The following is a 22,602-nucleotide window of genomic DNA, read 5'->3' as shown; positions in this document are numbered from 1 at the left end:
TTTTCTATTCTTGAGGATGCCGATACAATCATGGGATTGCTCGGCATTGAGGATTAATTTTGAGGGTGAAAGCTGAGGGCATTAGAAAATGCTGTGATACTCACCCAACTCAACTTGAACGGATTTGATACGGGTGTAATGACCCAAAGTGGTTAAGCCATTTTCACGGCCAACGCCAGATTGCTTGTAGCCACCCACTGGCATTTCCGCAGGCGATTCGCCCCAGGTATTGATCCAGCAGATACCTGCTTCAAGTTGATGAATCATACGATGTGCTTTAGTGATGTCTTGGGTTACCACACCTGCAGCTAGGCCAAAGGTGGTGTCATTGGCACGACGGATCACTTCTTCCTCAGTTTCATAGCTGAGAATGCTCATTACTGGGCCAAAGATTTCTTCTTGCACAATCGCCATATCATCTTGGCAGTTGCTGAATACCGTCGGGAGTACATATGCACCTTTGGCTAAGTCACCTTCAGTGGCACGGCCACCACCGATTAATAGTTTTGCACCTTGCTGTTTGCCTGACTCAATGAAAGACAACACTTTTTCCATATGCGGGAAACTGGTGAGTGGACCGAAATTGGTTTGTTCGGCCATTGGATCGCCGATACGAATCCGTTTTACCCGTTCCACAACGGCTGCTTCAAAATCGGCAAGCAAGGCTTTGGGTACAAACACACGGGTACCATTGGTGCAGACTTGACCTGAGCTAAAGAAGTTTGCCATCACTGCGATATCCGCAGCACGGTCGAGATTGGCATCATCACAAATAATCAACGGTGATTTACCGCCCAGCTCCATGGTGACTTCTTTCAAGGTCGAACCTGCAGCACTGGCCATCACTTTTTTGCCAGTTTCGACACCACCCGTGAACGAGATTTTTTCAATCACAGGATGCTCAGTCAGCCATTGACCGATATCACGACCCGCGCCTTGAACCACGTTAAATACGCCGTCTGGTACGCCGGCTTCTGTATAGATTTCAGCAAGTTTAAATGCAGTCAGTGGCGTGGTTTCGCTTGGTTTGAAAATCATGGCATTTCCCGCTGCTAGGGCAGGCGCAGATTTCCACATGGCGATTTGAATTGGATAGTTCCAAGCACCAATACCAGCTACTACACCGAGGGGTTCACGACGGGTATAGAAGAAGCTTGATTCACGCAGTGGCACTTGCTCGCCTTGAATGGCAGTTGCAAGACCTGCGTAGTATTCGATGACATCGGCACCTGTCACAATATCCACAGTCGATGTTTCGCTGTAGGCTTTACCGGTATCGAGGGTTTCGAGTTGGGCAAGTTCATCATTACGTTCACGTAGGATATCAACCGCACGACGTAGGATGCGAGAACGCTCCATCGCAGTCATGGCTGCCCAGACTTTCTGGCCTTGTTGTGCGCTTTGAACAGCCGCTTCAATGTCTTGTTGTGAGGCTTGTTGAAGTGTTGCGATCACTTCACCGTTGGCAGGGTTAATGCTGTTAAATGTTTTGCCACTGGTCGCTGCGACATAACGTCCGTGGATATATAACTGATGAACTTGTGCATCACTCATTCTGTCTCTCCTGCAAAGGTTTGTTCGCAAACTGCAATTGCGTTTTTACATAATCGTAAGCAATGGAACGTGCCAACTGGCTGTCAAACTCATCATGACTGCTCAAACTGCCACGTAACCATAATCCGTCAATCAAAGCCGCCAATCCGCGAGCGGCAATGCTGGCCTGTTGTTTATCCTCTATCAACATCAGAAAATAATGTTTCAAGTTGGAATACAGGCGTTGATCATTAATTCGTTGTAAACGTCCAAGTTCGGGCAAGTGCATACTGGCTGACCAGAAGTCTAACCAGACCCGCATGGCTTGTTTGTTGACCTGACTGATATCGAAGTTGGAATCAATAATGGCCTTGATTTGGCTTTCTGGATGCGCATCTGCTTCGGTTTTGTATTGGTCGGTTTTTTGGCGCAAAATGTTGAGCATTTCCTGCATACAGGTATTGATTAGACCCTGTTTGTCACCAAAATAGTGACTCACAATACCGGTCGATAGTTCAGCCTTTTTTGCAATTTGTGCAATGGTGGTATTGGATAACCCCACTTCAGAAATTACATAAAATGCGGCGCTAATAATCTCTTCACGTCGCACATGCTCTGGTTTTACTCTACGCTTTGTCATGCTTATCCATTTAAAGCCCTGCCAAGGTGCTTTTTATTCAACATTTCTCGATGTAGAGCATCATAACATTTTTTTATCATACTTTTTATTGATTGAACGTTCAATCAATAAAAAGTATGATCTGTAAAAATCAATGAATTTTTGATTGGAAAGAATAGAAGTAGCGTAATAAATCAAAGATTCTTATGGATAAGGCGATAAGCAGAATTGAACACTTATCACATTATTTTTTAAGAAAAAACACCAATTGCAAGGAGCAAGAACATGGTGTCAGAAAGTTCAGAAAGTAATGAAGGGTCCCCATCTGAACCTATACGTTTAAATTTGTTTGTTTTTTGGAGCTCCGCAATCAGTATTGGCATTTTTGGCCTATTGTTTGTGTTGTTTCCACAGCGCAGTCAGTTCTGGTTAACCTATATACAAGGGCAGGCCAATCAATTGTTTGGTTGGTATTACATGCTGGTGATTGTGGTTTGTTTAGGTTTTGTTGCTTGGCTGGCCTTTTCTCGGGTTGGGCAGATTCCATTAGGTAAAGATGACGATAAACCTGAGTTTGGCTATCTGGCTTGGGTGTCGATGCTGTTTTCCGCAGGGATCGGGATTGCACTACTGTATTACGGTGTAGCTGAACCCGTTGACCATTTTATTCGACCGCCAGAAGGTCAGGGTGGAACCATTCAAGCCGCACGTGATGCCATGATGTATAGCTTTTTACATTGGGGCATTCATGGTTGGGTGTTGTATGCCTTATTGGGTGTGACACTCGGTTATTTTGCTTTTCGTCAGAACTTACCATTGGCATTGCGCTCTGCGCTATATCCGATCTTTGGTGAACGTATTCATGGTTTGATTGGAGACTTTGTCGATGGTTTTGGGATTTTAGCTACGGTCATTTCTTTGGTGACCAACCTCGGTATTGGTGCTTTGGTACTGGTTTCGGGTGTGCATTATCTTTTGCCCGAGATTCCAAATAACCAAACCACACTGATTACGGTGGTGTTACTGATGATGTCAGTTGCGACCATGACCACCGTGGTTGGAATTGAAAAGGGCTTAGCTTGGTTATCGCGTATCAATTTGCGTTTGCTCTATGCGCTCTTGCTGTTTGTATTCCTCACAGGGCCAACCAACCATTTGCTCAATGGATTAGTACAGAACGTGGGTGATTATCTCGATCATTTTCTGGCGAAAAGCTTTGATATGTACCTCTACAATGCCAAAGCAGGTGAGTGGTTAGGTTCATGGACAGTGTTCTATTGGGCATGGTGGATTGCATGGGCACCATTCGTCGGCATGTTTATTGCGCGTATTTCTAAAGGTCGTACTATTCGTGAAGTTGTGCTCGGTGTCTGTCTGATTCCACTCGGTTTTACGTTGGCTTGGATCTCGATTTTTGGTAACACCGCAATCTATTTTATTTTGGAACAAAAGCAAAAAATCTTAGGTGATCTGGTGTTAACCGATCCTGCTTTGTCCTTATTTAAGCTTCTCGAATTTTTACCGTTCAATCCTTATGTTGCTGGGATTGTTGTTGTGATTTGTTTCGTATTGTTTTTGACCCCTGTGGGTTCTGGTACACTCATGATCGCAAATCTGTCCTCGAAAGGGGGTAGCAATGAAAGTGATTCACCGATTTGGTTGCGAATTTTCTGGTCTGTGGTGATTACCATTGTCAGTATCGGGCTGCTGTTGGCAGGGAGTTTTCACTCTATGCAAAGCGCTGTGGTACTGTGTGGTTTGCCATTCTCCGTTATTATTTTGCTGTATATGTTTGGCTTGGCCAAAGCACTGAAACAGGATCAGTTTCGTCCTACACCACCGCAAGTGATAACGCAGGACACTCAGTCATCACATCACACCACTGAAAAATCAGAAACATTGTAATTCAGGTAAATAACTTTTGTTTTTCATTTTCTATTCAGATATGTCTTTTCATTGATCTAGTGATGAAAAGACGTGGATGAATATTTTCTTTTTCTTCTCTAACTCCCTGAGGATTGTATGGCGACAGATAATCCAAGAGCGGTTGATGATGCTACATTAGCGAATAAAGACCATTTAAATCGTGTGGTCTTCTATGTTTCAGCTCTACTTATTTTAACATTTGCACTTGTTACGATTTTATTTAACGATTTTGCCAACCACTTACTCAACGTGGTACTGGCTTGGGTCAGTGATAAATTCAGCTGGTATTACCTATTAGCTGCAACATTGTATTTAATCTTTGTGGTTTTTATTGCTTGCTCACGTTATGGCGATATCAAACTTGGTCCTAAGCATTCCAAACCTGAGTTTAGCTTACTCAGTTGGTCGGCGATGTTGTTTGCGGCAGGGATCGGAACAGATTTAATGTTCTTCTCTGTTGCAGAACCTTTATCTCATTATATGAATCCGCCTGTGGGTGAAGGTCAAACCTATGAAGCTGCGCGTCAGGGCATGGTTTGGACCCTGTTCCACTATGGTTTAACGGGTTGGGGCATGTATGCACTGGTCGGGATGGCCTTGGGTTATTTTAGTTATCGCTATAATTTACCGCTGACCATTCGTTCTGCTTTATATCCAATCTTTGGTAATAAAATTGATGGGCCGATTGGGCATACTGTGGATACCGCTGCGGTTATTGGTACGATCTTTGGTATCGCGACCACCTGTGGTATTGCGGTGGTGCAGATCAATTATGGTTTGCATGTGCTGTTTGATGTACCTGAAAACCTATGGATTCAGATCGCACTGATTGGTCTTGCTGTGATTGTGACTATTATTTCGGTGACGGCAGGGGTCAATAAAGGCATTAAGGTTTTATCCGAAATCAATATTTATGCCGCGATTGGCTTGATGTTGTTCGTCCTGTTCCTCGGCAATACCGAATTCTTGCTCAATGCCTTGGTGCAAAACTTTGGTGACTATATCAGTCGTTTCCCGAGTTTGGCCTTGGAAAGCTTTGCCTTTGACCGACCAAAAGACTGGATGAACAGTTGGACCTTGTTCTTCTGGGCATGGTGGGTCGCATGGTCGCCCTTTGTAGGGCTATTCTTGGCACGTATTTCGCGTGGCCGTACCATTCGTGAATTTGTCTGCGGAACCTTGATCATTCCTTTATTGTTCACGATTACGTGGTTGTCTATTTTCGGAAATAGCGCTTTATATAACGTGATTTTTGAAGGCAATACGGCACTGGCACAAACCGTTCTGACTGATCCTGCACATGGTTTTTATGACTTGTTGGCGCAATATCCGGGCTTTGCCTTTATTGCAGGTATCGCCACCATTACCGGTCTATTGTTTTATGTGACGTCTGCCGATTCAGGCGCGCTGGTACTGGGTAACTTTACCACCAAGTTTTCTAATGTCGATAATGATGCACCACGTTGGCTCCGAATCTTCTGGGCAACTGCGATTGGCTTGCTTACCGTGGCGATGCTGATGGCCAATGGGATTACCGCACTGCAAAGTGCCACCGTAATCATGGGCTTACCGTTTAGTTTTGTGATGCTGTTGGTGATGGCGGGCTTATATAAATCCTTGCGCTTAGAAGATTATCGTAAAGCCAGCCGTAGCCTGAATGCTGCGCCCGTGGTTGGAAACGTGGACATTTTGAACTGGAAACAGCGTTTATCCCGTGTCATGCATCATCCAGGCAGTAGCGAAACGCAACGCATGCTGGATAGCGTATGTAAGCCAGCAGTACAGACCGTGGCGGATGAGTTGGTGAAGCGTGGCATGAATGTCGAAGTGACGCAGGGCGAAGTCGAAGAAAGCGAAAGCCTGTATCATCTTGATCTCACCATTTACATTGAAGAAGAACATAACTTCATTTATCAAATCTGGCCTGTACGTTATATCGCGCCGACCTTTAGTGAGCGTGGTAAACGCGGTAAGCAGTTCTACTACCGTTTGGAAACCTTCTTGTATGAGGGTTCACAGGACAATGATCTGGTTGGATACACCAAAGAACAGGTGATTAACGACATTCTTGATAAGTACGAACGTCATATGACCTTCTTACATATCAATCGTATTAGTCCCGGAAATCGTCCTTTGTATCCTGATTCACAAGACTAATTGTTGCAAGAAAAAAACCTCACGTCATGTGGGGTTTTTTTAAACCTAGAAGATTTTGCAAAGTATAATCTGGTCAATGTTCTAGCTTGCAATCATAATAATCTGCATATCATCTGAAAAGAATAATGATCTTATATATTGATTCTCAATCAATATGAGACTTGAGAGGAGCTTCAAATGAAAAGAATAATCATATTTTGCGCTCTTATTGTTGTGATATTCGTATCTGTATTATTTGTTAGTCCTAAACCAACGATTTGGTTATTGCAGCATAGTTTATTTAGTATTCCAAAAGATTTACGGCCTGCTCAATACCAAGAGTCAAATGTGGCTGTGTCAACAAACTTAACCTATCCATCAAAATATCAGAGAAATACATTCGATTTCTATAAAACTCAAACTCCGTTACCTGATCACCCAGTCGTGATTTGGGTTCATGGTGGTGGTTTTGTGGGTGGCGATAAGCTTGAGGTCAAAGACTACGCAACTCAATTAGCAGCGCGAGGTTACGCTGTAATCGTACTCAATTATGAACTTGTACCGACTACGAAATATCCTGAACCTGTCATCCAAGTTTCGGAAGCGATTCGTTATATAAAAAGTAGTGTTGCTAAAAAACATGATTTAAATATGTCGAATATTTTTATTGCAGGTGATTCTGCGGGAGCACAAATTGCGTTGCAATTTTTACTTATTCAATCAAATCCTTCATATGCAAATTTAATGAATATTCCCAATACGTTAAACTCATCTGAGATTCGAGGAGCTTTATTGTATTGTGGTCCCTATGATCTAAAAAATATGGTTCTCCAAGCAAACTCAGCAATTACCCAATTTGTCTTTGGACGTATTGGTTGGGCATATTTGCAGGATAAAGATTGGCTGACACGTACTGAGGATCAAGGATTGGTCGTGTCTGAATATCTAAACTCAGCACTGCCGCCAATTTATTTAACAGATGGCAATATCGCATCATTTGAACAACAAGCACGCGAATTAGAAAAACAATTACAGAAAGTCGGTGTAGCAACAAAATCAAGATATTTTGATCAGAAAACTGATCCTACAGGACACGAATATCAATTTCTATTGGATACTAAACCTGCTCAACTGAGTTTGCAGGATACACTTCAGTTTATGGCTACATATAGACAAAAATGATTTGATCAAAAACACAAAAAACATAAATGTTGGTTTATAGCGCACCATATTTTTGCCATGTTTCACCTGTTTCATAGTTTGCATAATGGCTTTTCAGTTCATGCAATGATTGGCTTTGATAGATCGCAAAAATGATCATGATCAAAAATAGACTGATCAATTTAATGGTGCGTTTATGCTTATATTCACCAGCATATAAATAGAAAATACAGTAAAAAGCGATCATCAAATATGTGCAAAATAAAGAGTGAAAGCCCAGATAGAGCAACAGTAGTGCTGTAATTACCAGAGCGATTCGATTTTTTAAAATGCTGGGGCGTAGACTAAGGAGATTTAAGATAAGCAGGCCGAATGAAGTCCAGAATAGATAGGCTTGACCACCAATAATAACGATATAGGTCGACTGCAGCCACAACAGGACCAGCCATAGAAAAACGGAAAAAATAATAAATTTAGGGAGGCCTGAAGACGCGGGCAAAGTATGTTTCATATGATATTGGTTTTTTAAATAGCTGTTTGATTGGAGGATTAAAAACGAAACTTCAATAAATCTTTGGTTTTGATCTTGGTCAGTAGCACACAGAACAAAGACAGTGAACCGCCAATCAACATGGCTGGCACCACGCTGAAAAAGCGCGTCATCACACTGGACTGCAACGCACCAAGCTCATTACTTGAGGTGACAAAGATGCCATTAATGGCAGCGACACGTCCAAGCATGTCCTTGGGTGGAATTAGTTGCAGAATCGTTTGACGAATGACTATGTTGATACTGTCACATGCTCCCATAATAATGAGAACTGCGACAGAAAAATACAGTTGTCTGGTAACAGCAAATAATAAAGTACAGAGGCCAAAGCCTGTCACTGCTATGAGCATCATCTGCCATGGTCTAGATTTTGGTGGATAGCGAATTAAGATGATCATCATCAGCAATGCACCAAAAGCAGGTGCCGCGCGTAATAGACCAAAACCATCTGCACCAATATGTAAAACATCTTGGGCAAAAATTGGCAATAGCGCGATGATGCCACCAAAAAAAACTGAGCTCAGATCGAGAAACATCGCCCAAAAAATAATTTTAGTTTTAAAAATAAAATGCAGCGCTTCTTTTAGGCTTTGAGTTACCGACTCTGTTTGCAGTTGCGGGAAATCTCGTTTTTGCAAACACCAAAGGGCAATACTGCCACTGAAAAAAAGTGCCACGATGACGCTAAAAGTAATCTCTAAATCGAGATGAGCAAGCAAGAAGCCACCGATCATGGGAGCAAGAATGCCACTGGCTTGCCAGCACATACTGGTCCAAGTTGCTGCATTTGTATAATGATGTTCTGGTACTACAAAAGGCCGTAGCGAATTAAAGCAGGGGCTATAAATCCCGCGAATACAACCAAATAAAAACAGAATACTGAAGGTTGCAATCAGCAGGACATTGGTACTGAACATCTGGGTGTTATACAGATCAAAGCAGATCCATAAGCCAACCGACAGGGGAATGGCTAGGCTAAAACTGATTTGTAAAATACGCTGCCGATTAAAGCGGTCAGCAATATAACCGCCCCATAAAGACAGGGCGAGGAAAGGCAAGAAATCCATGATCCCGACCAAGCCGAGAATGAGCGGATTCTTGGTGATTTGATAGAGATGAAAAGCCACCAGCACTTCTTGAATTAGTACCGCAAAAGTCAGACAGCATTGATTGACAGTCAATAACGTGAAGTCACGACTGGCAAATGCAGCAAAAGCAGAATGAGGTACAGCAGAGGACATAAGGCGTAGATTTAAAACATACAAATAAAGAAAAAGGGAGGAGCTAAAACTCCTCCCATTTTCAAAGGGCGTGGCGTTGCTTATTGCGCAACAGCTTCCGCTTTTTCAACTTTCTTGGCAGGAACCAAGTTAGCAGGAGTCGTATAGTTCAAGCCCAAAGTTGAACTTGAGTACTGACGGATTTGATCTAACAACGCTGGATCTGTTGAAAGGTCTTTACCATAAGAACGCACGATTTCATGCAACTTAGCATTCCATTCACCTTTGGTTTGCTCAGGGAAGGCTTTTTCAAGCAGGTTGAGCATGATGTAAGGTGAAGTTGACGCACCCGGAGAAGCACCTAACAATGCCGTTACAGACTTGTCTTTAGAGGCAAAGATTTCGGTACCGAATTGTAATTTAGCAGGTTTGCCCGGTTCTTTTTTGATGATCTGAACGCGTTGACCACCTTGTTGTAAATGCCAGTCTTTTGGATCAGCTTCAGGGTAGTATTTTTTCAACTCGTTGAAACGATCTGCATCAGACATCAACACTTGGCTCACCAGATACTGAACAAGATCAGCATTTTGTAGACCAATTGCAGCCATAGGCAAAACGTTGTTTTTGTTGGTCGATGCAAGCAAATCAAGCTGTGAACCATTTTTCAGGAACTTGTTTGAATAGGTTGCGAATGGGCCAAACAACACATATTTTTTACCGTCGATATAACGGGTATCGATATGTGGAACAGACATTGGAGGCGCACCCAGATCAGCACGACCATAGACCTTGGCTGTGTGTTTTGCTGTTACTGCAGGATTGTCAGTCACAAGGAACTCACCACCCACAGGGAAACCAGCATATTGTTGCGCTTCTGGTAAACCAGTCATTTGCAATAATTTAATTGCAGCACCGCCAGCACCAATAAACACGAAACGTGTTTTTACATGACTGACTTCACCAGATTTGACATCTTTGAATGCAACAGACCAAGTATTATCGTCATTCTTACTAATCCCAGTGACTTCAGTTGAAGTTCTGAGTTTAAAGTTTGGACTTTTCTCAAGATTGTTAATCAATTGCTTGGTGATTGCACCGTAGTTCACGTCAGAACCAACGTCCATACGAGTTGCAGCCACTTTTTGCTGAGGATCACGGCCGTCCATCACCAATGGTGCCCACTGTTGAATTTCGGCTTTGTCTTCACTTAATTTCATGCCAGCGAATAACGGATTTTGAATCATGGCAGCATAACGCTTTTCCATGAAGTTCACATTATCGCCCCATACGAATGCAATGTGTGGTACTGGGTTAATGAATGTACTTGGTGTTTCGAGTACACCTTGCTTCACTTGGTATGCCCAGAACTGTTTGGCAATTTCAAACTGACCTGCCACGTTTACAGCTTTAGAAATGTCCATTTTACCGTCTTTTTCTTCGGTATAGTTCATTTCCATAAAGCCTGAGTGGCCTGTACCCGCATTGTTAAAGCCATTTGAACTTTCTTGTGCGACAGCATCAAGACGTTCATACATGCGGATGTTCCAGTCAGGTTGTAACTCGTTGAGGTAAGTACCAAGTGTGGCACTCATGATTCCACCGCCGACCAATACAGCATCAACAACAGTTTCATCATTTTTCGTTTTAATTGCCTTAGACGTAATTGGTCTAAAAAGAAAGGCAATAGCAATCACTATTAGTACCAGTAATAGTACTAATAAATACTTCCAGAATTTTTTCATTCAATTTACCTTAAAAATTAAATGACTCCCTATATGGGTAATATAGAGAGAAAGGATTTCAATAAGAATTGGCGCAATAAAGGCACATCAGTAAAAAGGTTGTCTTGACTGATGTTTGGAGAAAAAGTTTGTGAATTTTACTTTAAAATAGAAAGGATTTTGGTATACCAAATGTTGCAATATGTATTATTCAAGTCATTTTGAATAGTAGATTATAGGTCTTATTGTTTCTTGTTCTAGTCAATCTAAGTTTTGTAGGTTAAAGGGACATTTAATATTTATAACCATTAAAAAAGGCTGTCTAATGACAGCCTTTTTCCACTCAATGACCTTACCAGCTTAACGCACCACCAGTCTGATAATCCGTTACACGCGTTTCAAAGAAGTTCTTCTCTTTACGCAAGTCCATCATCTCAGACATCCACGCAAATGGATTGGTCACGCCAGCAAACTGCTCTGGTAAACCAAGCTGAGACAAACGGCGGTTACAGATGAACTTCAAGTATTCTTCCATCATGCTTGCATTCATACCCAATACCCCACGTGGCATCGTATCACGTGCGTATTCGATTTCAAGCATTGTACCTTCAAGAATCATTTGAATGACTTCTTGTTGGAATTCGGCAGTCCAAAGGTGAGGGTTCTCAATCTTGATTTGGTTGATCATATCAATACCAAAGTTCAAGTGCATAGATTCATCACGTAGGATGTATTGGAATTGTTCAGCAACACCGTTCATCTTGTTACGACGGCCCATACTCAAGATTTGAGTAAAGCCACAGTAGAAGAAGATACCTTCAAGTACACAGTAGAATGCGATCAAGTTACGAAGTAAACGTTGGTCGTTTTCTGGTGTTCCTGTATGGAAATTAGGATCAGTTAATGACTGTGTATATTTCAAGCCCCATGACGCTTTACGCGCAACACTAGGAATCTCACGATACATATTGAAGACTTCGCCTTCATCCATACCTAAAGATTCAATACAGTATTGATACGCATGTGTATGAATCGCTTCTTCAAATGCTTGACGCAAAATGTATTGGCGGCATTCAGGGTTTGTAATATGGCGGTAGATTGCTAATACCAAGTTGTTTGCAACCAACGAATCTGCTGTTGAGAAGAAACCTAAAGAACGCATTACAATCGTACGCTCATCTTCTGTTAAGCCATTTTCAGACTTCCAAAGCGCGATGTCATGGTTCATGTTCACTTCTTGCGGCATCCAGTGGTTTGCACACCCGTCAAGATACTTTTGCCAAGCCCACTCGTATTTAAATGGAACAAGCTGGTTTAAGTCGGCACGACAGTTGATCATAGCTTTATCATCAACTTGTACGCGCTGTGCACCCATTTCAAGCTCTTCTAAGCCTGGTGCAACATCAAGGTTTTCTAAGGCTTGAGATGCTCGAGCCAACGAATCGGTTGGATTTGTTGATCGGATGGTACTGGTTCCAGTGGGTTGTGCAACTGCCACGCGCGGCGATGGTTGCTCTGAATCAGATACCACTTGCGTATTAACCGTTTTTTGCGAGTCGAGGGACGCAGACTTGTGTTCAGGTGCAGTCGGTTTTTGCGTATCATCTTCAAAATCGTCCCAGCTAAGGATAGACATATTTAATCTCACTATAATCTTAATTTATTTACATTGCAGTTTTAAAAAATGAAAATGGCGCATAAGAAACACAGCAAAACAAAAAGGGTAATAATCAATCCCATCATCGCTAAACGTTTGAGATTGATAGTTGCGGGAAGTGAGTTTGGCGTTAATAATTTGCCTGTTTCATCATAAATGGCAATCGCTCTTGCCCCGCTACTGAGCCCTAGCTCTTGTAATGCTCGTATTTCTACTTGTGTTAAACCAAATTCCATTCGCTCCATTGCTTGAATAAACATATAAGGAGCTAAATACTTAAAACCGCCACCACCACGTTTGAGTAACTGCGTTAATGCAGTTTCAGCGATACTAAAATCACCTAATAACGAACGTGGATGTGAAAACTGTGCACATTCAGTTAGATATTCTGTAGAAGATGGATAATGAAGTACTATCCGATCGACATAAATCTGTACTAAAACAGCAGGAGCATTAGCATATCGTTCTAAATCAGGTTGAAGCATAGTTCTACTTCCCAATAAAACACTTTATTGATCTTGCTTACGCTGCTGTTTCCGAATGGCTAAAAATGCATAGACCATTGGTACATAAAAGAAAATAAAGGCAAAGATTAAAACACCTAGTCCTAACATGTAGTTATGGCTAATATTCAACATAATCTTTGCCTCTTTCCTTTAAACCTTAAATAAACCCTACTTTATTTAAGAAGGGCTTCTCCAAGATCTAATTACTGACAAGCTTCACAATCTGGATTGTCGATTGAACAAGCCATTGGTACTGGAGCTGCTGTTGTGAAACCATCTTCTTCAACTTGAGCTTCAGGTTTTTTATCTTCAACTGCTTGAGCCGCAACGATAGGTGCTTCAATTGTCGCTGGTTTTACTGCATTCAGTGCACCAGTGTTAATTGTTGATTTCTCAGCAGATGTTGCACCTAAAGCTCGGAGGTAATATGTGGTTTTAAGACCACGTAACCATGCCATCTTATACGTGATGTCAAGTTTCTTACCATTCGCGCCAGCGATGTAAAGGTTCAATGACTGTGCTTGATCGATCCACTTTTGACGACGAGATGCAGCATCTACGATCCAACGTGTATCCACTTCAAACGCAGTTGCGAAGATTGCTTTTAATTCTTCAGGAATACGGGCAATCTTTTGTACTGAGCCTTCGAAGTGTTTCAGGTCATTCACCATCACAGTATCCCACAGACCACGTTCTTTTAATGCACGAACAAGGTAAGGGTTGATTACAGTGAATTCACCAGAAAGGTTAGATTTCACATACAAGTTCTGGAATGTTGGCTCAATGGACTGAGACACGCCACAAATGTTAGAGATCGTTGCAGTAGGTGCAATTGCCATCACATTCGAGTTACGCATACCGTCTTTTTGAACTTTAGTACGTAAGCTATCCCAATCTAGACGTTGAGTACGATCAACTTCGAACATACGCTCTGGACGAGATTTCGCAACAATTTCTAAAGAGTCAATTGGCAAGATCCCTTGATCCCACAATGAACCTTTGAATGTTGAATAAGCACCACGTTCGATTGCCAAGTTACTCGACGTTTCGATTGCGTAATAGCTGATCACTTCCATTGATTCATCAGCAAAATCGACTGCTGCATCTGAACCATAAGCAATGCCCATTTCATAAAGTGCATCTTGGAAGCCCATGATACCCATACCCACAGGGCGGTGTTTCATGTTCGAATTTTTCGCTTGTGGCACAGCGTAGTAGTTAATGTCGATGACGTTATCTAGCATACGTACTGCAGTTTTAATGGTACGAGCAAGCTTCTCACGATCTAATACACCACCTTGAACGTGTTGTACAAGGTTAATCGAACCTAAGTTACACACCGCGATTTCATCTTGGTTTGTATTTAAAGTGATTTCTGTACACAAGTTAGATGAGTGAACTACACCTACATGTTGTTGTGGTGAACGTAAGTTACATACGTCTTTGAATGTGATCCACGGGTGACCTGTTTCGAACAACATCGAAAGCATTTTGCGCCATAAGTCTTTCGCACGTACTTTCTTGTGTAACATGTTTTCTTGTTTTGCTACAGCTTCGTAGTGTGCATAACGCTCAGCAAATTCAGCACCTGTTAAGTCATGCAAGTCTGGTGTTTCAGAAGGCGTGAATAGTGTCCATTCAGCATCTTCAAATACACGTTGCATAAATAAATCAGGAACCCAGTTCGCTGTGTTCATGTCATGTGTACGGCGACGATCATCACCTGTGTTTTTACGTAGCTCTAGGAATTCTTCAACATCCAAGTGCCAAGTTTCTAAGTAAGCACAGACTGCACCTTTACGCTTACCACCTTGGTTCACTGCAACAGCCGTATCGTTGGCAACCTTCAGGAATGGAACAACACCTTGTGATTTACCGTTTGTGCCTTTGATATATGAGTTCAAAGCACGCACAGGTGTCCAGTCATTACCTAAACCACCAGCCCATTTTGAGAGCATAGCGTTGTCACGCATTGCACCATAAATGTCATATAGGTCATCACCAATTGTTGTTAAATAACAGCTTGATAATTGTGGACGTAATGTACCAGAGTTAAACAGGGTTGGCGTAGAAGCCATATAGTCGAAGCTAGACAATAAGTTATAGAACTCAATTGCGCGTTCTTCTTTATTTTCTTCATTGAGCGATAGCCCCATCGATACGCGCATAAAGAATAATTGCGGTAATTCGAAACGTACGCCATTTGAATGAATGAAGTAACGGTCAAATAAAGTTTGTAGACCTAAATAAGTAAACTGGTTTGAACGTTCTGGTTGGATCGCTGCTGCCAATTTTGCAAGGTCAAAATCAAGAAGATCAGCAGAAAGAAGATCAAGCTCGATCCCTTTCTTCAAGAAAGTTTCTAAAGCATCATTTTCTAATGTGTCTGTAGATAGACCTAAGAACTCTAAACCTGTGCTCACTAGCTCATTACGTAATAAGCGTGCAGTTACATACGTGTAGTTTGGCTCTTGCTCGATACGAGTACGTGTTGCCATCATCATGGTCGTTGCGATGTCGCTTTCTTTTACGCCGTTGTATAAGTTTTTAACGGTTTCATCAACGATCGCTTGAACATCAATCCCTTCCAAACCTTCACTTGCTGTTTCGATTGTCGCTGTGAGTGCACCGAGGTCTAATGGTTGGAGCTGTCCATGAGCATCAGTGATTTGAAGGGTAGGATGGTGGTTCGCGCCTGCTTGCTGACGAGCAGTGGCACGTTGTTCACGATAAATAACGTAGGCACGTGCAACTTTTTGCTCGCCTGTACGCATAAGTGCTAATTCAACTTGGTCTTGAATTTCTTCGATATGAATCGTACCGCCAGAAGGTAAACGACGATTAAAAGTATTGAGTACCATCTCAGTTAATTGAGTGATACGGTCATGGATGCGACTAGAGTCAGCACCTTGTTGACCTTCAACAGCTAAAAAGGCTTTCCCGATCGCAACAGAAATCTTCTCGGCATTAAAAGACGCGATTTCACCAGTGCGCTTAATTACCTGAATTTGACCAGGAGTAGAAGTGATGATGCTCATGTCAGCATAGCTCCATTATCATCTATTTTTATGTTCATAGACCGTTTGAATCGAGCAAAATGTATGCCACGATGTTTGAGGGATAAACACAATACTTAGTGGTTAAAGTTTATTTTCAACACAAGATACGGGATTTTTTACAGCAGATCAATCCTTGACATTTTGGTAATTTTTTTTTCATGTCTTAACTGCTGAATTCACAGGCACATAGCATAACAAAGCCATTAAAAAAGGCTTATAGATAACTCTGTGGATAAGTCAAAAAACAAACACTTAAATTATTTTGGGTGAAGAAAGAAACAAATTGTTTAACATTGGCACAAAATCTATACTAAAACTTCATCCTGTCGGAAAAATCAGATGAAATTAAAAAATATATTAAAATTCATAATTTTAATAAAAATATAACAAAAGTGCTTAGCCGTGTATCAGTTTGGTGAACGCCTACTTGTTTACAATGTAAACGTGTGTATATTGCAAAACATAAACCAATGTATCTGTCAGATTTTTATAGATAGATTCACTCTAATTGTAGGGGCATACAAATGAGCCAAGAAGAAAAGTTACCAAAGATTTTGATCGTTGAAGATGACGAACGCTTAGCACGCTTAACACAAGAGTATTTGATTCGTAACGGTTTAGAAGTTGGGGTCGAAACAGATGGTAATCGTGCTATTCGCCGTATTATCAGTGAGCAGCCAGATTTAGTTGTATTGGATGTAATGTTACCGGGTGCAGATGGTTTAACCGTTTGTCGAGAAGTTCGTCCACATTATCATCAGCCTATTTTGATGTTAACTGCACGTACTGAAGATATGGATCAGGTACTTGGTTTAGAAATGGGCGCAGATGACTATGTTGCTAAACCCGTTCAACCACGTGTTTTATTAGCTCGTATTCGTGCTTTATTACGTCGTACTGATAAAACAGTTGAAGACGAAGTTGCTCAACGTATCGAGTTTGATGATCTCGTGATTGATAACGGTGGCCGTTCAGTAACTTTAAATGGTGAGCTGGTTGATTTTACGAGCGCTGAATATGACTTATTGTGGTTGCTAGCTTCAAACGCAGGGCGCATCTTATCTCGTGAAGATATTTTTGAGCGTCTCCGTGGTATCGAATACGATGGTCAAGACCGTTCGATCGATGTACGTATTTCACGTATTCGTCCAAAAATTGGTGATGATCCAGAAAATCCAAAACGTATCAAAACTGTGCGTAGCAAAGGTTATTTATTCGTTAAAGAAACTAACGGGATATAATTTGCGTCTTGCTTTAAATTAGCTTGGATTTATTTCCCTTATGGTAAGTCGAGTACTAAAAAACAGCATTTTCTTGCGAATTTATGCTGGATTAGTGGTTTTAGTTGTTGTTGTTGCCGCATTTTGTTATTTGCTGGTACAGGTCATCAACTATCAACGCGCGCAAGAATATCGTGAATCTCTGACGGATGGTATTTCGTATGTCATCAGTGAGGGGGTATCTCGACAGCCTCAAAAACAACAAAAGTTAGATTGGATTTCTGATGCCTCCGATTTACTAGAACTTCCAATCTACTATGTTGATGCAGCACGTGTAGAGCTTTCTCGTACTGAGAAAAAGCGGATTGCTGAACAGAAATCAGTGGTTCGTTATGATGCCAATAATGGTGTGGGTTATATCATTATTGGCCTGAAAGATGATGCGAAACATTATCTTTATATCAAAGTGGATAAGCTCGGCGAGCGCCAAATGAAGGCATTGCCAATTTTTGTACTGGATTATTTGATTTTTTATCCGGGGCAAGAGCGTGAATATTTAGAAAGAATTAAAAAGCATTTTTACTATCCGATTACGATTGCCAATATTAAAGATATTAATCTAGATTCAGAGCAAATCGGTCGTTTACGTCAAGATCAAAGTATTTTGTTATATAAGGATAGTGCAACTGTACGTGGTACAACGATTTCGATTGTTTCTCCAATGCCAAATCATCCTGCACAAGTCCTTATCTTAGGTCCAGTTCCAATGTTTAATTGGATGCCTTTTCAGCTTTCAGCTGGTATTACCTTATTTAGCTTATTCTTATTAAGTCTAGGTGTTTACGGTTTAATTCTACCGCTTGAGCGGAAAATTCGTCAGGTTCGTTTTGCTTTAAATAAAATGAAGTCTGGTGATTTGTCATTACGTGTTCCGATTGAAGGTACAGATGAAATGGCAAATTTGGCATCTAGTTATAACAATATGTCAGATCACATTCAGCGTTTGATTGAAGCACAACGTGAATTAATGCGTGCAGTGTCGCATGAACTCAGAACACCTGTGGCACGAATTCGTTTTGGCATGGAAATGTTAGCTGAAGAAGATGACTATAATTATCGAATTCAGCAAGTCGATATGATTGATAAAGATATTGAAGCACTCAATACTTTAATTGATGAAATTATGACTTACGCCAAATTAGAGCAGGGTACGCCATCTTTAGACTTTGAAGATGTAGTATTGGTTGAAGTACTCGATCAGGTTGCAATGGAAACAGAAGCACTGAAGACTCAAAAAGAAATTGAGTTAATTGCACCGCCATTGTCATTATCTGTAGATGCTGAACGTCGCTATTTGCATCGTGTGGTGCAAAACTTGGTTGGAAATGCGGTTCGTTATTGCGATCATAAAGTTCGAATTAGTGGTGGTGTTCGTGCTGATGGTAAGGCATATGTGTGTGTAGAGGACGATGGACCAGGGATTCCAGAGCAAGAGCGCACACGTATTTTTGAAGCGTTTGCTCGTTTGGATGATAGTCGTACACGCGCATCAGGTGGGTATGGGTTGGGTTTATCAATCGTGAGTCGTATTGCGTATTGGTTCGGTGGAGATATTATGGTAGACCAAAGCCCTAACTTAGGTGGCGCACGTTTTACCATGACATGGCCAGCGAAGCGCTATAAACAAAACATAAAAAAATAGTTTTAATTCATTTAAGTTTGTGTGAAGAATATAAGAAAGCCAAAGCTTCAAGCTTTGGCTTTAATTTTTTATGAAGCATCAATATTGTTTATTCATGAACAGATGAATCAGGTTCGATTAATGGATGACCAGACCTTAAGCCATTTAGTGCATCTGTATTAAAATCCAGAAGTAATGAATTATTTTTTACGTCTATTTTATAACTTTTAATCAATGGTTGATCGCCATTTAATGTTTCAACTTTATAGCTATCAGCAATGTTTAGAATACTTTCAAGATTGGTTGTCGTTGCTGCAAAGTCTTCTCTAAAGACTTCATAGATATCTCTTAGGTCGAAAATTGCATTATCAGCATCAGGGTGTTTCCGAATATAACTTTCAATGTGCCGCATCAGCAGCTGTGAAAAAAAGAAATAATCTGAGTCATGTGTATATTCTAAATGCATATTTTTCTCCTTGTTTGCTACTTTTAGAATACCGATCTCTCAGCCAAATAGTGTATAAAGTTAATTAAAGCATGTAGCTGAATTGCAACATATTATGTCGAAATAACAACCTGATTTCGACCTTGGCGTTTGGCTTGATATAAGGCGTCATCAGCTTGCTTGAAATGATGTTCGATAGAATGTAGGTTTTTTGCCTCGCAGATATAAATTCCTAGACTCACTTGGATATAAAAGTCATTTTGCTGTTCTAATTTGATAGGGGTTTGGCTAATTCTTTTTCTGATGTTTTCAGCAGCTTGGTAGGCTGTGTTTGCATCTATATCAGTCATGAAAATGGCAAATTCTTCACCACCTAAACGACCAAGTAAATCATGCGGTCTCAGCATAGTTTGAATGGTCTGGACGCAACTTTGTAGCGCACGATCTCCAATTTGATGGCCATAGTTATCATTCACTTGTTTAAAATGATCGATATCTAACATGAAAAAAGCGGTCGTTTGGGCAGAGTTTTTTGCTTGCTGTTGTAAAAGTTGAACTGACTGTAAAAATTGACGGCGAGTCAGGCTTGAGGTGAGTTCATCATGAGCAATAATATGTTGTAACTCTTGGATTAGCTTCGTTCTCACCATATTAATGCTGGAAACTGTGAGCGGTCCAATCGTCATCATGATTAAACCCAAACGTATAGAAATGGTATTATTTAAATATCGCTATGGATAGAGCAGTAAATAGTTTTGTGAGACGTGATAAATAATAAAAGCACAACTCACAGACGTGATAATCGTGACTGAAAAATGGCGATAGCGTAAAGCACACCAAATTAATGCGGCAATTGGATAAAGCACTGAACCAGGACCGGTGTCATAGTAAGCGATTATAATTGAAAAAATAACACTAAATAACGGTAGGCTTTCCTGAACAGTGAGCGCTTTAAATTCTTTAATTTGTTGTTTGAACTCTCCAAGTACAGGTGCACTTAGCATGGCGGGGAGGATTAACAAAGCATTTTGAATTTCAGCGGTAAACCAATGTCCGAAATCAATCCAAAACGAACCAAGAGCGAATTTGCTATTAAAGTAGGGAAGGGAAAATGCAGCAAATAGAGAACTTGATACCGCACCCACACAGCAGAAGCTAAATAAGAATAAGTAGAAGTAACCTTGATGCATGGAGCGAATCAGTGAGGTTAACTTGATGTAAAGGAAAAGTGCAGTCAGGACATAGCACAAGTTGGCTGTAGTTAAACAGAGGTTGAGCAAAAATGGAGTATCTTGCAAAGTATCCGCAAGCAAGTAGCCTACGATTGCACCGATCAAACTAATTGGGTGCCGTGTTTGTGGAAAACGAATCAGTAAACCCAGTAAAACAGAATTGGCTGGCCAAAACGAAGCAAGAAATGTTAAGTGTCGGGTAGCGATACCGATGAGACAACAAAAAAAGATCACAGCAGCGAAAACGAAAAATAATTGCAAAAGTGATTTAGGTTTTGATGCTGCTATTGATTGAGTCATCCTGACACTTTTCCTTTGAGGAATTAGGTCGGGCTATTATATAAATTTTGTTTAAATTTTCAGCACAAATTTGTATCAATGCAATGATTTAGTTCATGCTGCAATATTTTTGAGCATTGATGATAAGTTGCGGATATTTTTGGCGCAAGAATAAAGAAAAAAATGATCAATATTGGTTAGTCGATTTGATAATTCGATTTTTAAGGGTGAATTTGTAGCGATCTAGGTCGTATCAGGAAATTAATCAACAAAATCATCCTAAAGACTAAAGCGCTTCAACTAGCATGAGAAATTAGAAATCAGGTACAATTGGCGGGATTAATTTTGTGTTTGGTGTATTTGAAGGCCAATACATACATTCTTTGTTAAAAATAGGCCTGCCAGGAGTTATCCCCGCATGAGTGCCATTACTCCATACGATTGGGCGATTATCGCCTTCGTGATCGGCGTTACATTTCTTTGCGTTTTTATGCTTACAGTTCCCTTACTCCTAGGGGGTAAAGCATGGGGGCGTGCGAAGCAAGAGCAGTTTGAATCAGGTGTAGTTGGTGCGGGCGGTGCTCGTATCCGCTTGTCAGCCAAATTCTATTTAGTTGCAATTTTTTTCGTTGTCTTTGACTTGGAAGCTCTTTACCTCTACGCATGGTCGACATCAGTTCGTGAAGTAGGTTGGTTCGGATTTACCACGGTCGTTATTTTTGTTGTGGATCTTTTGATCGCTTTGGTTTATGCAATTTCTGTAGGCGCGCTGAATTGGGCACCTGTAGATCGTCGTAAATCTGCTGGTGTGACAACAAAAATTGGTTCACCGAATATGAATATTGCTGACATTACTCGATTCAATAATATTGAAGAGCTTGTTGTCGATCCTACTGGTCATATTCCAGCGCAATCTTCTGGTCGTGTTAAGTCTAAAACACCGACTACATCATCATTTGAACAGGAGTAAGTCGGGATGAAATATACTTTAACCCGTGCGAATCCAGATGCCGATCAGTATCCATTACAAGATCGTCAAATCGTAACTGATCCTCTTGAGGAAGAAGTGAATAAAAGTGTGATGATGACACGTCTTGAAGATGTGTTGCATACCGCAGTGAACTGGGGTCGTAAAAACTCTTTATGGCCTTTTAACTTCGGTACATCATGCTGTTATGTTGAATATGCGACGACTTTAACTGGTGTACATGACTTGTCTCGTTTTGGTGCTGAGGTTATTCGTGCTTCACCACGTCAAGCAGATTTAATGATTGTTGCAGGAACCTGTTTTGTCAAAATGGCACCTGTAATTCAACGTTTGTATGAACAAATGCTTGAACCTAAATGGGTCATCTCTATGGGTGCTTGTGCGAACTCTGGTGGCATGTACGACATCTATTCTGTAGTGCAAGGTGTCGATAAAATTATTCCTGTTGATGTGTACATTCCAGGTTGTCCACCTCGTCCAGAAGCATTGATCCAAGCATTGATGTTACTTCAAGACCAAATTCAACTAGAGCGCCGTCCACTTTCAGCGGTGATTGGTGATGATCTTCAGCCTGTGTATAAGCCAAAGATGATGCCAGAACGCGATCGTAAAAATGCGGAACGTATTGCGGTGAAAAATTTACGCTCTATGGATGAAATTAAATAATTT

The 22,602-nt window shown here is 41.0% G+C and carries 17 protein-coding genes and 1 pseudogene; 7 read left to right on the top strand and 11 right to left on the bottom strand.

Going from position 1 to position 22,602, the window contains the following annotated elements; all coding sequences use genetic code 11:
- Positions 1 to 81: 81 nt before the first annotated feature.
- Both betB and betI read right to left on the bottom strand, forming a co-directional pair.
- The gene (gene betB / locus AC0JIQ_RS12980) at positions 82 to 1,554 is read right to left on the bottom strand and encodes a betaine-aldehyde dehydrogenase (protein WP_474201897.1); all 1,473 of its coding nucleotides are present in this window, start codon (positions 1,552 to 1,554) and stop codon (positions 82 to 84) included.
- On the bottom strand, positions 1,547 to 2,173 hold the full coding sequence (gene betI / locus AC0JIQ_RS12975; RefSeq protein ID WP_474201896.1) for a transcriptional regulator BetI: 627 nt from the start codon (positions 2,171 to 2,173) through the stop codon (positions 1,547 to 1,549). Before betI ends, betB begins: the two co-directional genes overlap by 8 nt.
- A 264-nt stretch (positions 2,174 to 2,437) precedes the next feature.
- Here betI and AC0JIQ_RS12970 point away from each other — a divergent pair, with 264 nt between their 5' ends.
- The 3 genes from AC0JIQ_RS12970 to AC0JIQ_RS12960 all read left to right on the top strand — a co-directional run bounded on the left by AC0JIQ_RS12970 (position 2,438) and on the right by AC0JIQ_RS12960 (position 7,396).
- Positions 2,438 to 4,057 carry a BCCT family transporter gene (locus AC0JIQ_RS12970; RefSeq protein ID WP_474201895.1) on the top strand — a complete coding sequence of 540 codons (1,620 nt, stop codon included), beginning with the start codon at positions 2,438 to 2,440 and terminating at the stop codon, positions 4,055 to 4,057.
- Between the two features lie 117 nt (positions 4,058 to 4,174).
- The gene (locus AC0JIQ_RS12965) at positions 4,175 to 6,235 is read left to right on the top strand and encodes a choline transporter (protein ID WP_474201894.1); all 2,061 of its coding nucleotides are present in this window, start codon (positions 4,175 to 4,177) and stop codon (positions 6,233 to 6,235) included.
- Positions 6,236 to 6,412: 177 nt separating this feature from the next.
- A complete protein-coding gene (locus tag AC0JIQ_RS12960; RefSeq protein WP_474201893.1) occupies positions 6,413 to 7,396 on the top strand; it encodes an alpha/beta hydrolase in 984 nt (327 codons plus the stop codon).
- A gap of 34 nt (positions 7,397 to 7,430) precedes the next feature.
- Here the strand turns inward: AC0JIQ_RS12960 and AC0JIQ_RS12955 are convergent, their stop codons facing one another.
- From AC0JIQ_RS12955 to AC0JIQ_RS12925, 7 genes are all read right to left on the bottom strand, one after another.
- The gene (locus AC0JIQ_RS12955; RefSeq protein ID WP_474201892.1) at positions 7,431 to 7,886 is read right to left on the bottom strand and encodes a hypothetical protein; all 456 of its coding nucleotides are present in this window, start codon (positions 7,884 to 7,886) and stop codon (positions 7,431 to 7,433) included.
- Between the two features lie 38 nt (positions 7,887 to 7,924).
- Positions 7,925 to 9,166, bottom strand: a complete 1,242-nt coding sequence (locus tag AC0JIQ_RS12950; protein WP_474201891.1) for an MFS transporter — start codon at positions 9,164 to 9,166, stop codon at positions 7,925 to 7,927.
- A gap of 80 nt (positions 9,167 to 9,246) precedes the next feature.
- Complete coding sequence (gene mqo, locus AC0JIQ_RS12945) at positions 9,247 to 10,887, bottom strand: malate dehydrogenase (quinone) (protein ID WP_474201890.1); 1,641 nt, start codon at positions 10,885 to 10,887, stop codon at positions 9,247 to 9,249.
- A 331-nt stretch (positions 10,888 to 11,218) separates the two neighbouring features.
- On the bottom strand, positions 11,219 to 12,502 hold the full coding sequence (locus tag AC0JIQ_RS12940; protein WP_004663768.1) for a ribonucleotide-diphosphate reductase subunit beta: 1,284 nt from the start codon (positions 12,500 to 12,502) through the stop codon (positions 11,219 to 11,221).
- Between the two features lie 41 nt (positions 12,503 to 12,543).
- Positions 12,544 to 13,008 (bottom strand): hypothetical protein, encoded by a 465-nt coding sequence (locus AC0JIQ_RS12935; RefSeq protein ID WP_346511543.1) that lies wholly within the window; start codon positions 13,006 to 13,008, stop codon positions 12,544 to 12,546.
- Positions 13,009 to 13,032: 24 nt separating this feature from the next.
- Positions 13,033 to 13,161 (bottom strand): hypothetical protein, encoded by a 129-nt coding sequence (locus AC0JIQ_RS12930; RefSeq protein WP_004663764.1) that lies wholly within the window; start codon positions 13,159 to 13,161, stop codon positions 13,033 to 13,035.
- Positions 13,162 to 13,232: 71 nt separating this feature from the next.
- Entirely contained in the window at positions 13,233 to 16,067 is a 2,835-nt protein-coding gene (locus AC0JIQ_RS12925) for a ribonucleoside-diphosphate reductase subunit alpha (RefSeq protein WP_474201889.1), read from the bottom strand.
- Between the two features lie 545 nt (positions 16,068 to 16,612).
- On the opposite strand from AC0JIQ_RS12925, the gene bfmR reads away from it, so the two are divergent.
- Both bfmR and bfmS read left to right on the top strand, forming a co-directional pair.
- Positions 16,613 to 17,329: a response regulator transcription factor BfmR gene (bfmR, locus tag AC0JIQ_RS12920; protein ID WP_004655457.1), complete on the top strand. Its 717-nt coding sequence runs from the start codon at positions 16,613 to 16,615 to the stop codon at positions 17,327 to 17,329.
- 40 nt (positions 17,330 to 17,369) lie between these two features.
- Positions 17,370 to 19,010 carry a sensor histidine kinase BfmS gene (bfmS, locus tag AC0JIQ_RS12915; RefSeq protein ID WP_046740045.1) on the top strand — a complete coding sequence of 547 codons (1,641 nt, stop codon included), beginning with the start codon at positions 17,370 to 17,372 and terminating at the stop codon, positions 19,008 to 19,010.
- Positions 19,011 to 19,098: 88 nt separating this feature from the next.
- Here the strand turns inward: bfmS and AC0JIQ_RS12910 are convergent, their stop codons facing one another.
- Both AC0JIQ_RS12910 and AC0JIQ_RS12905 read right to left on the bottom strand, forming a co-directional pair.
- Entirely contained in the window at positions 19,099 to 19,455 is a 357-nt protein-coding gene (locus tag AC0JIQ_RS12910; RefSeq protein WP_474201888.1) for a hypothetical protein, read from the bottom strand.
- A gap of 92 nt (positions 19,456 to 19,547) precedes the next feature.
- Positions 19,548 to 20,966, bottom strand: a pseudogene (locus AC0JIQ_RS12905) (GGDEF domain-containing protein).
- Between the two features lie 397 nt (positions 20,967 to 21,363).
- Here AC0JIQ_RS12905 and ndhC point away from each other — a divergent pair.
- On the top strand, positions 21,364 to 21,915 hold the full coding sequence (gene ndhC, locus AC0JIQ_RS12900) for an NADH-quinone oxidoreductase subunit A (RefSeq protein ID WP_004663758.1): 552 nt from the start codon (positions 21,364 to 21,366) through the stop codon (positions 21,913 to 21,915).
- Positions 21,916 to 21,921: 6 nt separating this feature from the next.
- Positions 21,922 to 22,599 carry a NuoB/complex I 20 kDa subunit family protein gene (locus AC0JIQ_RS12895; RefSeq protein ID WP_004638049.1) on the top strand — a complete coding sequence of 226 codons (678 nt, stop codon included), beginning with the start codon at positions 21,922 to 21,924 and terminating at the stop codon, positions 22,597 to 22,599.
- The last annotated feature ends 3 nt before the right edge of the window (positions 22,600 to 22,602 follow it).

The organism is Acinetobacter sp. FB, assembly GCF_056033405.1.
Note: the sequence above shows the minus strand (reverse complement) of the source record. Positions and strands in the feature narration are given on the sequence as shown.